Annotated in this window: 13 protein-coding genes; 5 read left to right on the forward strand and 8 right to left on the reverse strand. The window is 40.8% G+C overall.

Going from position 1 to position 13,069, the window contains the following annotated elements:
• Positions 1 to 286 precede the first annotated feature (286 nt).
• Positions 287 to 1,315 (forward strand): hypothetical protein, encoded by a 1,029-nt coding sequence (locus B3394_RS09980; protein ID WP_286919246.1) that lies wholly within the window; start codon positions 287 to 289, stop codon positions 1,313 to 1,315.
• Complete coding sequence (locus B3394_RS09985; RefSeq protein ID WP_286919248.1) at positions 1,275 to 3,584, forward strand: hypothetical protein; 2,310 nt, start codon at positions 1,275 to 1,277, stop codon at positions 3,582 to 3,584. Before B3394_RS09980 ends, B3394_RS09985 begins: the two co-directional genes overlap by 41 nt.
• A gap of 35 nt (positions 3,585 to 3,619) precedes the next feature.
• Here B3394_RS09985 and B3394_RS09990 read toward each other — a convergent pair whose 3' ends face one another.
• Together B3394_RS09990 and B3394_RS09995 are read right to left on the reverse strand one after the other, a co-directional pair.
• Entirely contained in the window at positions 3,620 to 4,138 is a 519-nt protein-coding gene (locus tag B3394_RS09990) for a DUF6265 family protein (RefSeq protein WP_286919294.1), read from the reverse strand.
• Positions 4,139 to 4,152: 14 nt separating this feature from the next.
• Positions 4,153 to 4,647, reverse strand: a complete 495-nt coding sequence (locus B3394_RS09995) for an SRPBCC family protein (RefSeq protein ID WP_286919329.1) — start codon at positions 4,645 to 4,647, stop codon at positions 4,153 to 4,155.
• A gap of 108 nt (positions 4,648 to 4,755) precedes the next feature.
• Between B3394_RS09995 and prfA the strand changes: the two genes are divergently transcribed.
• From prfA to B3394_RS10010, 3 genes are all read left to right on the forward strand, one after another.
• Positions 4,756 to 5,829, forward strand: a complete 1,074-nt coding sequence (gene prfA / locus B3394_RS10000) for a peptide chain release factor 1 (RefSeq protein ID WP_177733249.1) — start codon at positions 4,756 to 4,758, stop codon at positions 5,827 to 5,829.
• A gap of 131 nt (positions 5,830 to 5,960) precedes the next feature.
• Positions 5,961 to 6,779, forward strand: coding sequence for an orotidine-5'-phosphate decarboxylase (gene pyrF / locus B3394_RS10005; protein WP_286919331.1), 819 nt, complete (start codon positions 5,961 to 5,963; stop codon positions 6,777 to 6,779).
• 224 nt (positions 6,780 to 7,003) lie between these two features.
• Entirely contained in the window at positions 7,004 to 7,801 is a 798-nt protein-coding gene (locus B3394_RS10010) for an ABC transporter substrate-binding protein (protein ID WP_286919365.1), read from the forward strand.
• Positions 7,802 to 7,852: 51 nt separating this feature from the next.
• Here the strand turns inward: B3394_RS10010 and B3394_RS10015 are convergent, their stop codons facing one another.
• From B3394_RS10015 to B3394_RS10040, 6 genes are read right to left on the reverse strand one after another with little or no spacing between them, the layout of a single operon-like run.
• A complete protein-coding gene (locus B3394_RS10015; protein WP_273246065.1) occupies positions 7,853 to 8,458 on the reverse strand; it encodes a hypothetical protein in 606 nt (201 codons plus the stop codon).
• 44 nt (positions 8,459 to 8,502) lie between these two features.
• Positions 8,503 to 9,999 (reverse strand): DUF3570 domain-containing protein, encoded by a 1,497-nt coding sequence (locus tag B3394_RS10020; protein WP_286919367.1) that lies wholly within the window; start codon positions 9,997 to 9,999, stop codon positions 8,503 to 8,505.
• A 3-nt stretch (positions 10,000 to 10,002) separates the two neighbouring features.
• Positions 10,003 to 10,209 carry a DUF4266 domain-containing protein gene (locus tag B3394_RS10025; protein ID WP_177733260.1) on the reverse strand — a complete coding sequence of 69 codons (207 nt, stop codon included), beginning with the start codon at positions 10,207 to 10,209 and terminating at the stop codon, positions 10,003 to 10,005.
• Positions 10,206 to 11,201 carry an FAD:protein FMN transferase gene (locus B3394_RS10030; protein ID WP_286919382.1) on the reverse strand — a complete coding sequence of 332 codons (996 nt, stop codon included), beginning with the start codon at positions 11,199 to 11,201 and terminating at the stop codon, positions 10,206 to 10,208. The genes B3394_RS10025 and B3394_RS10030 overlap by 4 nt, the downstream gene beginning before the upstream one ends.
• Positions 11,198 to 11,632, reverse strand: a complete 435-nt coding sequence (locus B3394_RS10035) for a thioredoxin family protein (RefSeq protein WP_177733264.1) — start codon at positions 11,630 to 11,632, stop codon at positions 11,198 to 11,200. Before B3394_RS10035 ends, B3394_RS10030 begins: the two co-directional genes overlap by 4 nt.
• 9 nt (positions 11,633 to 11,641) lie before the next feature.
• A complete protein-coding gene (locus B3394_RS10040; protein ID WP_286919391.1) occupies positions 11,642 to 13,000 on the reverse strand; it encodes a GEVED domain-containing protein in 1,359 nt (452 codons plus the stop codon).
• Between the last annotated feature and the right edge of the window lie 69 nt (positions 13,001 to 13,069).

Raw genomic sequence — 13,069 nt, forward strand, 5'->3', positions numbered from 1 at the left:
GAATCCAGCTTATCCTTTGGGAGTTAGAGGAGAATTAGAAATGATAATCAATCCGGTTAATCCTGATACAGCACGATGGGAGGTAACTTTACCTATGGGAATGCGTGGCTTAGACCAGCCAAGTACTTTTACGATACCCACTAACATAACACTAACAAAAGTGAATTAAAATAACACTAAAAAAAGCTCGTTTTAAATATTAAAACAGTCTTTTTTTGTTGTTAATACATTCAGAAAATAACATAACTTTAATACGGATTTATCTTAAAAAGAAATACAGGCTAAAATGAAAAATGTTATATTCTCAGGAATGGCTGCCTTGCTGTTTTTGTCATGTCAGCACAAGATTGAAAATGTGGAAAAAGCGTTCTATTACTGGAAAAGTTATGATGGATATTTTTCAGACAGGGAGGATTCGATTGTTAAAAAGCTGCAGGTACAAAAATTATACGTCAAATTTTTTGAAGTTGACAATAGCAATGAAATGGGAAATTATCCGGTTTCAAAGACCAATCTGAATTTTTCAATGCCCAAAGGCAATCTGCATATTATTCCGACGGTTTACCTGAAAAACAAAGTTTTCAGTCAAAGCAGTAAGGGAAGTCTGGATACACTGGCAGACAATGTTCATTTCCTGATTGAGAAATATTGTAAGGAACGATTCGGGAAGCAGCCGGAAGTTAAGGAATACCAGATGGACTGTGACTGGACTTTAAAAACGAAGGACAATTATTTCTATTTTTTAAAGAAACTCAAATCCCTTTCCGGGAAACAGATCAGCTGTACGCTGCGCCTGTATCCGTATAAATACCCTGATAAAATGGGTGTGCCTCCGGTGGATAAAGTGATGTTAATGTGTTATAACCTGATTAATCCGCTGGAAAGTTCCCGTAAAAATTCGATACTGGATCTTGAGGAATTAAAAAGCTATTTGCCAGCTAAAAAGAAATATCCGCTGCATCTGGACGTTGCGTTACCGGTTTATTCCTGGCTGCAGGTATACCAGAACAATCAGTTTTCAAAAGTGGTTTATACCGATATTAAAGCGGTAAAGAAAATACTGAAACCTGTAAAACCGTTATGGTATGAAATTACGAAAGATACGGTTGTGGAAGAGATGTATCTGCGGATTGGCGACCGGGTTAAACTGGAAGAACTTACTGCCGGAACGATCCGGCAGGCTATCCGGATTATTAAAAAGAATGTGGCCTTTGATAAAACAACCACAGTGACCCTTTTTCATTTAGACGAACAACAATTAAGCAATTGCAGCGATGAAGAACTTTCTGCTTTTTATTCTGATTTTAGTCAGTAAACCGCTTTTTGCCTGCGGGTTTTATCCTTACGGAGAAGAACTGCGCTTTTCATTCTTTAATCCGAATGTTTTCCGTTATTACGGCTATTCGGAATTTAATTATTCTTCGGATTCGTTTAAACCAAAAGCGCTATATGAAGAGGAAGAAGCAGAATTATCGCCTAATGAGGTGTTGTGGTTGCGGTATTGTAACCATAAAGTTCCGGCTTCGGCTGTCTGGGAGGTTTTGTATGGAGATAAAACGATCGGGAATGATAATAAAATGCTGCAGTATTTGCACCGGCAGCAGGATTGGGAAGCAATCAATTACCTGAAATTTGCCAAGAGCTGTGAGTTTTTTAACACCTGGCTGGATGATCCCTGGGAACGCCGCTCGGGAGCAATATTGCCGGAACGGACCAAACAGATCGACAAAGCCATCCGGCTGTCTGAACAGGTTGGGAATAATGAAATAAAACGCCGCTATACTTTTTTAGCCATTCGGTTGGCCTTTTACAATAAGGATTTTGCAACCATCCGGAAGTTGTATGATACCGTGTTTAAGAATCAGGGCAATCAGGATATTCTGAACTACTGGAGTTTGTATTTCAGAACTTTGGCTGAAACAGACAAGGCACTGGCTAATTTTTATGCCGCCAGGGTTTTTGAAAATGCCCCGGACAAACGTTTTATGATTGCCCAGCAATATAATAGAACTGTTCCTATTGATCAGGTTTTGAAATATGCTGCAACAAACCAGGAAAAAGCAAGTGTTTATTTTTTAGCCGGTATTTTAAAACACGACAGAGCTTTGGAAAATCTGGAAAAAACATACCGGTACAATCCCAGATCGGAAGCGATGAATTTTCTTTTATTGCGGGAAGTCAATAAAATTGAAGACTGGATTTTTACGCCTTATTATTCCTTGTTCAGTCCGTCCGTAACGTCATTTTGGGAAGATAATTCCGTGAAAATTGTTTTAAAAAGGGTTGAAAACGACAGGGACTATGCCCGGAAAGTTTTGCGTTTTGTCAATACTGTGAATATAAACAAGGTTGAAGATGCCGTATTCTGGAAAACTACTAAGGCACATTTGCTTTTTATCACGAAAGACTATTCGGAAAGTTTGGTACTGATCGGGCAATTGGCTCAGGAAAATAAATCGAATGCAGCCCTGTTAAAACAGTTAGCGCTGCTAAAGGCATTAAATCTCACCGCAAATCAGGCAAACGGGAAAGCTGTTATTCCGGAAGAAGTACAAACAATCATTCTTAAGAATAAAGACAACCAGAAATTTATTTTTGCTTTGGGCAGGGAGTTAGAATATAAAGGAAATACAACAGATGCCGCTTTGCTATATACCCGATTAGGAAATGGTGATCGTTACAGTTCGGAGGTGGTTTGGAAAACACAAAAGAACAAAGGGGATACCTATTTCGATTTTTATGACAATTATTTTGATTATGTGAATGTCATGTATACTCCGAAACAACTGGAAGAACTGATAGGCGATATACTGGCTAACCGAAATAAAAAGGACGTTTTCTCTGCCTGGAAATATAACGGATTGCAAAAGGAAATACCCCGCTTGTATGATTTGCTCGGTACAAAATACATCCGCCGGAATGAGTTGCCTGCTGCCCTGGCGGGTTTTAAAAAAGTAACGCAGGATTTTTGGGATAAAAAATATACAGCCTGGGAAAAAACAGCTAGTTATTGGGATTACAGCAATGTGTTTGACAAAAATCCATTTTATGAATTGAATTATACCCCGAAATTTATTGCAGTAAAAGATTCGATGCGACTCACCAAGACCAGCATAACCCGGCAGCTGATCAGGTATCTCAATAAAGCAGATAATCCGGCAGAGCAAAACCGGGACTATTATTATTTTCTGGCCGCCAATTGCTATTACAACATGACGCAATATGGGAATGCCTGGATGATGCGGCGTTATTCCTGGTCAAGCAGCGGCAATCACAGCATACTGGAAGATGAATCGGAATATTACGAATGCAATCTGGCTAAAAAATATTACAGGCTGGCACTGGAAAACGCTAAAACCCGGAAGTTTAAAGCGTTGTGTCTGCGAATGATCGGGAGATGTGAAAAGAATAGATTGGCCTATCGTTATCCGGATCGTTATGGATCGGACATAAAGGATTATGACAGCTATCTTCTGGGTAAGAACCGCTATTATTCCGATTTAAAGAATAATTACAGTGACGATTATACATCGTTAACCAGTGACTGTTCTTTCTTTGAGGATTATTTCAAAGCACGCCGCTAACAAAAAACGCGTCATTTATGACGCGTTTTTTGTGGTTATGATTTTTTCTTCATCGGATAACTTTCCTTGCTTTCTTTTCCGTTTTTCATTCCGGAAATTGCTGCGACCAGGCTATCGTTTGTAACCTTGTTATACGTGATCTTCTGCGGGAAATCATGTTTCGGGTTTTCAAAAACCAGAAGCTGATCTGTGCTGCTGGTCAATTTAAAAGTAACCGGCTTGCCGTCGTTTTGATTTTTAACGGTAGGGATATAAAACAAACTGTCCATTTTTTGTTCCAGTACAACACTTTCGGTATGAACGGTGTCTTTACCCGTCACAAAGTAGGTCTGTGCGGTTAGTGTACTGTCGTTTAGTCTGGTCCAGGTTTCGGTTAAAACACCTTCTTTGGAGGTATTGCCCCATTCGCCAACCAGCCAGGAAGCCTTGTCAATCAGGGCATAGGTTTTTGCTGCGGGTTCTGGGGCTGTGGTTTCCGTTTTTTCTTTTTTCTGGCAGGAAACCACCAGAGCCGTTATTGCGATTGCCGCCAGTGTGATACTTTTTTGAGCCATAATTATCGGGGTTTTTAGTTGTTGAGCATTGGTTTTAAATTAGGATTCCTGTTTCTTAAATCCAGTCCGCCTTCATAAACAGATTTCAGATTCACCAGATAAAAGGACCAGCCGCTGTGACAGCCCAGACGGATTTCTTTTTTGGAATGATCATCTGTCGGAATGTCTTTTTGAGTCAGTTCGACCAGTACATATTCTTTGTGGTCGGTAAGTTTGATTGCAACCTGGCACGATCCGGCAAAGGTAAACTGAAGGGCATCCCTGCCGTTGGCTTCGGTAAACGTTCCCATCTCCATGACATCATACAAATACCAGTTCCATTCATAGCGAAACCCTTTTTGAACCGGGGTGTTTTTAGCGATGATATTTCCGTCAGGATCGAAATTATTGGCATTGCTCAGGAACCATTTTTCTATTTCGGAAGCCTGTGTCCAGGCAGCATAAAGTTTTGAAATAGTAGTGTTTATGGCAATCCTTATCGTGAATGTAGTCCAATCGAAATTTTCCATAACCGCTTGATTTTAATTTCAAATGTATAAAAAAAATCTACAGGGCTACTGTTAGAAACTAAACGGATTTTTTTGTAATTTTGCACTCCAATAAAGGAGAAACAAAAGATGTTAGACAGACTTCAAATAGTAAAACAACGTTTTGATGAGATTTCGGACTTAATTATCCAGCCGGATGTTATTGCCGACCAGAAGCGTTATGTACAGTTAAATAAAGAATACAAGGATTTAAAAGCATTGGTTGAAAAACGCGATGAGTATGTAAATCTTGACGGGAATATTAAGGAAGCGAACGAAATAATTGCCGACGGTTCTGATGCGGAAATGGTAGAAATGGCCAAATTGCAATTGGATGAAGCAAAAGAACGCTTACCGGAACTTGAAGAAGAAATCAAGTTTTTGTTGATCCCGAAAGATCCGGAAGATGCTAAAAACGTAATGGTGGAGATCCGTGCCGGTACCGGAGGAGATGAAGCCAGTATTTTTGCCGGCGATTTATTCCGTATGTATACCAAATACTGTGAAGGTAAAGGATGGAGAACATCTGTAGTGGATATGAACGAAGGAACTTCGGGAGGATTCAAAGAGGTTATTTTTGAAGTAACCGGAGAAGATGTGTATGGTACTTTAAAATTTGAAGCAGGTGTTCACCGTGTACAGCGTGTTCCGCAAACGGAAACTCAGGGACGTGTTCACACTTCGGCAGCAACCGTTATGGTACTTCCGGAAGCAGAAGAATTTGATGTACAGATTGATATGAATGATGTGCGTATTGACTTTTTCTGTTCGTCAGGTCCTGGTGGTCAGTCGGTAAATACAACAAAATCGGCTGTACGTATGACACACATTCCAACCGGTTTGGTGGCACAGTGTCAGGATGAGAAATCGCAGCATAAAAATAAAGATAAAGCACTAACGGTATTGCGTTCCCGTTTATACGAAATGGAATTGGCAAAGAAACAGGAAGAAGATGCTAAAAAACGTAACTCACAGGTGAGCAGCGGTGACCGTTCTGCTAAAATTCGTACCTATAACTATCCGCAGGGACGTGTTACCGATCACAGAATCGGATTGACATTATACGATCTGGACGGGGTAATGAACGGAAGCATCCAGAAAGTAATCGACGAATTACAATTGGTAAGCAACACCGAGAAATTAAAAGAAAGCGAAGTATTTTAATTTTTTTTAAATGCAATACTATCAAAAAATGTCACACGGAAGAACAATCTAAGTGTGGCATTTTTTTTAACCTTTTGGCAACTTTCTGAAACTTTCCGAAATTTGCCAGTAATCATAAACAACACACTACTTTGACAACACAACAACTAATTCAGCAGATTCAACAAAAAAAATCATTCCTGTGCGTGGGCCTGGATGTCGATTTGAATAAAATTCCAAAGCACCTTTTAGCGCTGGAAGATCCTATTTTCGAATTCAATAAAGCAATCATCGATGCCACACACGATCTTACCGTTTCCTACAAACCGAATACAGCTTTTTATGAAGCTTACGGAATTAAAGGCTGGCAGTCACTGGAAAAAACAATCCGTTATATTAACGAAAAGTATCCGGACATCTTTACAATAGCCGATGCTAAAAGAGGAGATATCGGTAACACGTCGTCTATGTATGCAAAAGCTTTTTTTGAAGATCTGAATTTCGACAGTGTAACCGTGGCGCCATATATGGGGAAAGACAGTGTGGAACCGTTTTTAGCTTTTGAGAACAAACACACGATAATGCTGGCCTTAACGTCCAATGAAGGAGCCTTTGATTTCCAGACCCAAATGGTGGATGGCGCAGAACTGTATAAAAAAGTAATTGCAACTTCCAAAGAATGGAAGAACAGCAGTAACCTGATGTATGTGGTTGGGGCAACCAAAGCAGAATATTTTACGGAGATCAGAAAGATCATCCCGGACAGTTTTTTATTAGTTCCCGGAGTTGGCGCACAGGGCGGAAGCCTTTCGGAAGTATGTAAATACGGTATGAACGACAATGTGGGCTTACTGATCAATTCGTCACGCGGTATTATTTATGCTTCAGACGGGGCCGATTTTGCCGAAAAAGCCAGAGCCGAAGCACTAAAAATGCAACAGGAAATGCAAGCCATCCTGGCTGCAAAATAAAATTACCTTATAAGGTTTCAACCCTGTATTTCATCCGCCGGATAAAACAGGGTTGAAGCAAATGGGTAAAACCGCAACCATTCCCGGTTCCTGATTTAAGACAACCATTTTTGGTTTTTAGCGGCAATACCGGTAAACACAAACAGTCCCGAAAACCAAAATAAAAGTTTTCCATTCTGGCTGATTTTTCATTACAGCGATAGCGCTTTTTGTATTTTTGCACTATGAAAATGTTCACAGATCAATTAGGAACACTGCATTCTTTTGAAACCACTCCCAAAAGAATAATCTCTCTGGTGCCTTCGCAAACAGAATTACTTTTCGAATTAGGATTAGAGGAAAATATTGTCGGGATAACAAAATTCTGCATCCATCCGTACCATTTAAAAGCAACCAAAAAGATCATTGGCGGTACTAAAAAAGTACATGCCGAAAAGATCCGGTTACTCGAACCGGATATCATTATTGCCAATAAAGAAGAAAATACCCAGGAAATAGTGGAGGAGCTGTCTAAAATCTGTCCGGTTTGGGTGACCAATATTATTACGATTGAAGACAACTTAAAAATGATTTCCGACTTCGGACAATTGTTCAATAAACGTACCGATGCCCGGAAATGGATCGATAAAACCAATTATGCCTACGAAGATTTCAAACGGTTCATAGCAGACAAACCCGTCAAAAAAGCGGCCTATTTTATTTGGAGAGATCCGTATATGGCGGCCGGTTCCGATAATTTTATCAATGAATTATTAAAGCTGAATAACTTCCATAATATTTATGAAAGTAAAGGACGTTATCCGGAAGTGGAACTAAAAAAGATTCGCCTGGAAGGCGATCCGGACCTGGTTTTTCTTTCGTCGGAGCCGTATCCGTTTAAGGATGAACACGCCTTTGAGATCGGCAGGTTTACCCATCATGCCAAAACCGTTTTTGTAGACGGTGAAATGTTTTCGTGGTATGGAAGCCACCTCGTTAAAGCCTTCGAATATTTTAAACAACTGCACGGCAGGATAGCATAAAAAAAAGCTGTTTGAATTTCAAACAGCTTTTTTGTTTACAGGCAATTATGATTATTGTCTTTTGAAAACATATTTTTTAGTTACGGTCACACCGTTAACAGTAGTAGTTTTTTCATAGTAAAACTTATTCCCGTTATCGGTAAAGATAATATTTTTAGTGTCTGTGATGTTGGTACTGGTCAGGTGGTAAGCGTTTTCTGCATTTGCCCAGTAACCGATAACTGTTTCAGCCAGTACACAAGTTCCGCTTCCGTTACCGCCGTGATCGTCATCGTCGTCGTCGTCACCGCCTCCGTTACCTGGATTTGGATTAACCGGTCCGTGATCGTCATCGTCATCATCGTCGTCTCCACCGCTTCCGCCGTGATCATCGTCATCATCATCGTCTCCGCCTTTTTGAGCCAAAGAATCGTCAAATTTCATTTTTCCGGTATTGGAATATGCTTCGTGTGTGAATTGTTGTTCTCCGAAAATATAGGTTTCCTGCAGGTTGCAGTTGTTTAAAACAACTAACTGATTGTTGCTGTATTCCTCAACAAGCTTCCAGGTCCCGATAATCGGATTGCTTTGCAACGCAACAGTATCTTCATCTTTGTTACAGCTAAAAAAAGTAATAGCCGTAATAATGGTTAACATTAAAAATAGTTTTTTCTTCATAAGAGATAACATTTAAATTAATTGATAAATTATTTGGTTAGTATTTATTGTACAAATTTGATCCCCAGTGAAAAGATATCGGCTTTTAAAGCATCGCTTCTTTCATACCGGTTGTAGCGGAAATCAATATTCTTTAATCCGAATTTCAGGACCCGGGCGCGGGTCAGGATATCCGAATAGCTTAACCCGATTCCGTACTGATGACTGTCAAATGACGACAGGTCATAATCGGATGTATAATACTTCTGAAACGAATAATGCTTTTCAAACGGAGCGAAATAGCGAACCCCTTTTTGCGTATAAAAACGGTACATCGGCAGTATGGTGAAATATTCAGAAATACGGTACGGAATTTCAATACTGGCAGTATGAGCTTCAAGTCCCCAATCGTCAGCATAGTAACGATAGTAACTTCTCACGACAAACTGCTCGTTGATATAATAATTCAAACGGGCGCCCACAGGAACCTTAAAACGGGTTTTCGGCAGTCGCTCCACATCATCCGCCAATCTGAAAACACCAACATTCCCCGGACTATCATAAATAGGGATATAGCGCGGTTGTCCGATATAGTAATTCGCCTTATCGGCAAAATAAATACGGTGGTAAGGTGTAGAAAGTAAACCATCCTGATAAAGAAGATCCATAAATACAGATGCCTGCAGGTTCTTGGTCAGTACTTGCGAGAACCCTAAAGACATCGAATAGGAATTTCTTTTCTCGTTTGAAAAAGGATGGAAGGATTTCGGCAGGTAATTCGTTGTGGCCATACCGTATTCGTCCAGGATGTTTACTCCTTTAAAGTAGCCGCTATTCTGGAAATGCATCCCGTATAAAGAATACTCGTGCAGCTCTGTTGGATAAATAGCATACCATTTGTCAAAATAGGCACTGGCTTTCAGACTGATCTCCGAGTTTTTATCGTTAAAAAGCTTCGCAAGGCCTGCGCCAACGCCAAAGGACTGGTAGTCATATTCTTTAGAAACACTGGCATTCGCATTCCAGATCGTATTACGGTTGTCGGAACTGTGACTGTAGCTCGCCGAAAGTGTTTTTAAAACATCCTTGCGCGAAGCACCGGTCGATTCTATCCACGGACTTCCGTATGGTGCCGGAACAGTTGTTGTTGTATTGTAGTAATCATCGTCTTTATTCGTATACGGCGTGTTGGAATTCATACTTCTTGAAGCGCCCGTATTGTTGTTATTGGTCGTGGTTGTAAAAGAACCGTCACTAACAAAAGGATTGATGTTGCTGGAAGAAGCAGAAGTATAGGCCGAAAAACCGGCATCGATGGTTAAAACACCATCATCACTCACCGGAATGGACAATACAATATTAGAAGTGTAATCTTTTAGTTCTTCACTACCAATACCGCCACCCACAGGGGAATGTTTCCCATCCTGCTGGTAATAACTTCCTAAAAACTCGATTTCGGCTGTTTCTAAAACTCTTTTTTTATAAACAGCAGTGCTGTCTTTTTCCTGTGAATTTGCTGAGGTAAGATAAAAAAGGCTTGTAATAAATAGAATTTTTTTCATGGTTTAATTACAGCCACAGCCTCCTCCTGTTTTTCCGCCATTGGCACCGGAAGCGCCTTCGCGATAAATTTGAAAATTAGTTTCATATCGTTCGGACGAACGGGCAGAAAGTTTCATATCGGGATCATTTATGTTTTGCTTTTCATATTCCTTAACGGTATTGCAGGAATAACAAACAAGACACAACAAGCAGAGTATTGTTAATTTCATTTACGTAATTTTTTTAATTTCTTAATATGGGCATTCCTGGAATAATAGACCTTTCCGGCATCGTCAACAATTACGGCACTTACCTGCGGAATCTGGTCGATCAGGTTCATTCCGGTTTCGCGGCCCAGTACCACTACGGAAGTTGAAAGACCGTTAGCCATTTCGGCACTTTTGGCAAATACCGTCACACTGGCAATTCCGGTAGCCGGGTAACCGGTTCTGGGATCGATAATGTGGGAATAGCGTTTGTTGTTGAGCATGACATATTTTTCATAATTGCCGGAAGTTACCACGGCACTGTTTGTTAAAGGAAAAACAGCAAAAACACGGTCTTTATTCATCGGATTGGTAATGCCAACGGTCCATTCTTTGCCATCCGGCTGTTTTCCCCAGGTATTCATATCGCCCGAAGCGTTAATAATACCGGCCACAACACCTTTAGCCATCATGAAATACTTGGTTTTATCGGCTGCATAGCCTTTTCCGATAGAACCGAAACCGATTTTCATACCCGGAAGTTTTAAGAATATGGTACTCTTTTCCCTGTCCAGGATAATGTTTTGATAGCCGATCTTTTTTACCGATTCTTTAACGGCTTCCGGCGAAGGCAATTCGGTCATGCTGCCGTCGTATTTCCAGATCTTATCGGCAGCGGCAAAGCTGATGTCGAAAGCACCGTCCGTTAGTTTTGAAAAACCAATGGCCCTTTCGGTCAGATCAAACAGCTCTTTGTCTACCACTACGGGTTTGATTCCGGCATTCTGGTTGATTTGGGAAACCTGCGTATGCGGCATCCACTCGGAAATAAGATTTTCAATTCGCGTAATTTCAGCAACAGCGGTATCGATGTAGGCATCTGCCGTTGGAGCATCTTTGGCAACTATGGTAATGTCAAACCGGCTTCCCATTAGTTTTACAACTCTTTTCTGGGCAATCTGGGCAGAAAGGGTGGTGAGGCTGAAAAGACAAAAAAGAAGAATTAACCGTTTCATATTTTCTTTTCTAAAGTGTGTAATAATTTGATGTATTCTTCCGGATTAACGTTTTTGTAACCGGTTTTTCCCAGTACTTTTCCGTTTTTATCCAAAACCACAACCAGCGGAAAATGGCCTTCTTTATTATATTGTTCTGCCAGAGAGGCATTCTGGGATTTCAGGGTTTCGGAAAGTGCCGCGGTTTTCTTCTTCGGAAAATCGGCTTTTACCAGTACCCAGTTGGTTTTTGCTTCTGTTTGAAAAGCTTCCGAACTCCAGATGGTCTTGTCTAATTTGATGCAGGGCGCACACCAGTCGGAACCGGAGAAAACCAGGATAATATTCTTGTTTTCTGCCGCAGCACTTTTTTTACTTTCTTCAAAATTTGTTTCCCAGTGCTGTGCATAACTAAACGTACTCAACAGCAATAGCAGGCAGGTAATTTTCATGGTAATAAACTATTTTTTAATAATCTTTTTAAACTGGATCTGTCCGTTTTCAAATTCAATTTTAACCGGATAGATTCCCTGGGTGTAAGCCGATAAATCGATTTGATTTTCTTTGCCCGATATGATCTGCTGACCCAGTGGTGTGTATACGGAAATGGTTTTTATTGTTTCTGACGATGCAATGGTCACAACATTTGCAGTGGGATTCGGGTAAATTTTTACGGCAGTTTTATCAAAATCCGATACTCCCATAGGCTGTTCGGCGATGTTTACCGTATAATCTTCTACTTCTCCGCGGGCACTGCCAATGAATTCACAGGATTCTGCAGCAGTAACACCGGTTAATCTTTTCGAACGGATTCGCATTCGGGTGGTTCCGGTTTGTGCCGTTGCCGGAATCTGTATCGCTGCACTGCTGAAAACAGTACTGTTGCTGCTGTTTTGCGTTCCTAAACTAAAAAACTCCGAGCTTTCAAAAATACCATTTTTATTAAAATCGATCCAGGCACCCACGCCGCCGCTATTTCCCGGATTGTCAACGGTTACGCTTAAAGTATAGGCAGTCCCTTTGGTAACCTGGGCGCCATTAACCGCCTGCGTATAGTCGATATACGAATAGTTGTCCTGGCTGCATTCGGTGGTATTGTTAATTCCGGCAAAGGTAACGTTCGTTACCGTTCCGCCATACAGGCAGCTGTTGTTGTTCCCGATAGGGCAGTAGCTTACCGTTGTAGCCATCGTTAAACGAAGATTCGGACGGTAGAAAAAACGATCCATGCTCGTCGTACTGGTCCACGGCTGGGCTGTCGGGTTAAAAAAGTTGACTCCATTGCTGTATTTACGGGACAAATAATTCGGGTTGGTTGTTGTTGCTCTGAAACGCGGATAGTTGTTATCGTCTTTGGTAGCGGCATCTCTGACAACCAATACCGACAGGTTACCCGCACTTTTATTATAAGCAAACGGTGTGTTAAGCGTTATTGTATTCCAGCCCGCAGTAGCGATTGCCGGAAGGCTGCCGGAATAGACTTCGGTATAGCCTGCAAAATCGGTAGTTCCCACAGCACCGGTAGGTAAACTGTTGAGGCTGGATAACTTTAAATAAACTTTTAGATTGTTCGTCGCAGCGGCATTAAAAGTCGAACTGTGCTGCCACGATAGTGCGGTTATAGTCCCGGAAGTATTGATTTCACTGGATAGGTAAATACTTTCGCTGGCAGATTTTTCATAAACGGCGTTTAGTGGAGCGTCGTTGGTAATATTATTGCTCGTTTCATTTCCAATGGTAATTGTCTGCGCCTGCAGGATACTATTTTGACCCAACAGGGAGAATGTTAAAAAGAAAATGGCGCGTAAAGTTGTATTCATGAGTAAGTTATTTTTATTTATACTAAATCTAAATAGAGAGTGCAATACTACTAATTTTATTTAGTATTT

The sequence above is a fragment of the Flavobacterium sp. UBA4197 genome (genome assembly GCF_002379575.1).
GTDB classification, from domain to species: domain Bacteria; phylum Bacteroidota; class Bacteroidia; order Flavobacteriales; family Flavobacteriaceae; genus Flavobacterium; species Flavobacterium inviolabile.

Coding starts and splice junctions, on each gene's coding strand:
- B3394_RS09980 (WP_286919246.1), top strand. CDS start 287: ATGAAAAATGTTATATTCTCAGGAATGGCTGCCTTGCTGTTTTTGTCA.
- B3394_RS09985 (WP_286919248.1), top strand. CDS start 1,275: ATGAAGAACTTTCTGCTTTTTATTCTGATTTTAGTCAGTAAACCGCTT.
- B3394_RS09990 (WP_286919294.1), bottom strand. CDS start 4,138: ATGGCTCAAAAAAGTATCACACTGGCGGCAATCGCAATAACGGCTCTG.
- B3394_RS09995 (WP_286919329.1), bottom strand. CDS start 4,647: ATGGAAAATTTCGATTGGACTACATTCACGATAAGGATTGCCATAAAC.
- prfA (WP_177733249.1), top strand. CDS start 4,756: ATGTTAGACAGACTTCAAATAGTAAAACAACGTTTTGATGAGATTTCG.
- B3394_RS10010 (WP_286919365.1), top strand. CDS start 7,004: ATGAAAATGTTCACAGATCAATTAGGAACACTGCATTCTTTTGAAACC.
- B3394_RS10015 (WP_273246065.1), bottom strand. CDS start 8,458: ATGAAGAAAAAACTATTTTTAATGTTAACCATTATTACGGCTATTACT.
- B3394_RS10020 (WP_286919367.1), bottom strand. CDS start 9,999: ATGAAAAAAATTCTATTTATTACAAGCCTTTTTTATCTTACCTCAGCA.
- B3394_RS10025 (WP_177733260.1), bottom strand. CDS start 10,209: ATGAAATTAACAATACTCTGCTTGTTGTGTCTTGTTTGTTATTCCTGC.
- B3394_RS10030 (WP_286919382.1), bottom strand. CDS start 11,201: ATGAAACGGTTAATTCTTCTTTTTTGTCTTTTCAGCCTCACCACCCTT.
- B3394_RS10035 (WP_177733264.1), bottom strand. CDS start 11,632: ATGAAAATTACCTGCCTGCTATTGCTGTTGAGTACGTTTAGTTATGCA.
- B3394_RS10040 (WP_286919391.1), bottom strand. CDS start 13,000: ATGAATACAACTTTACGCGCCATTTTCTTTTTAACATTCTCCCTGTTG.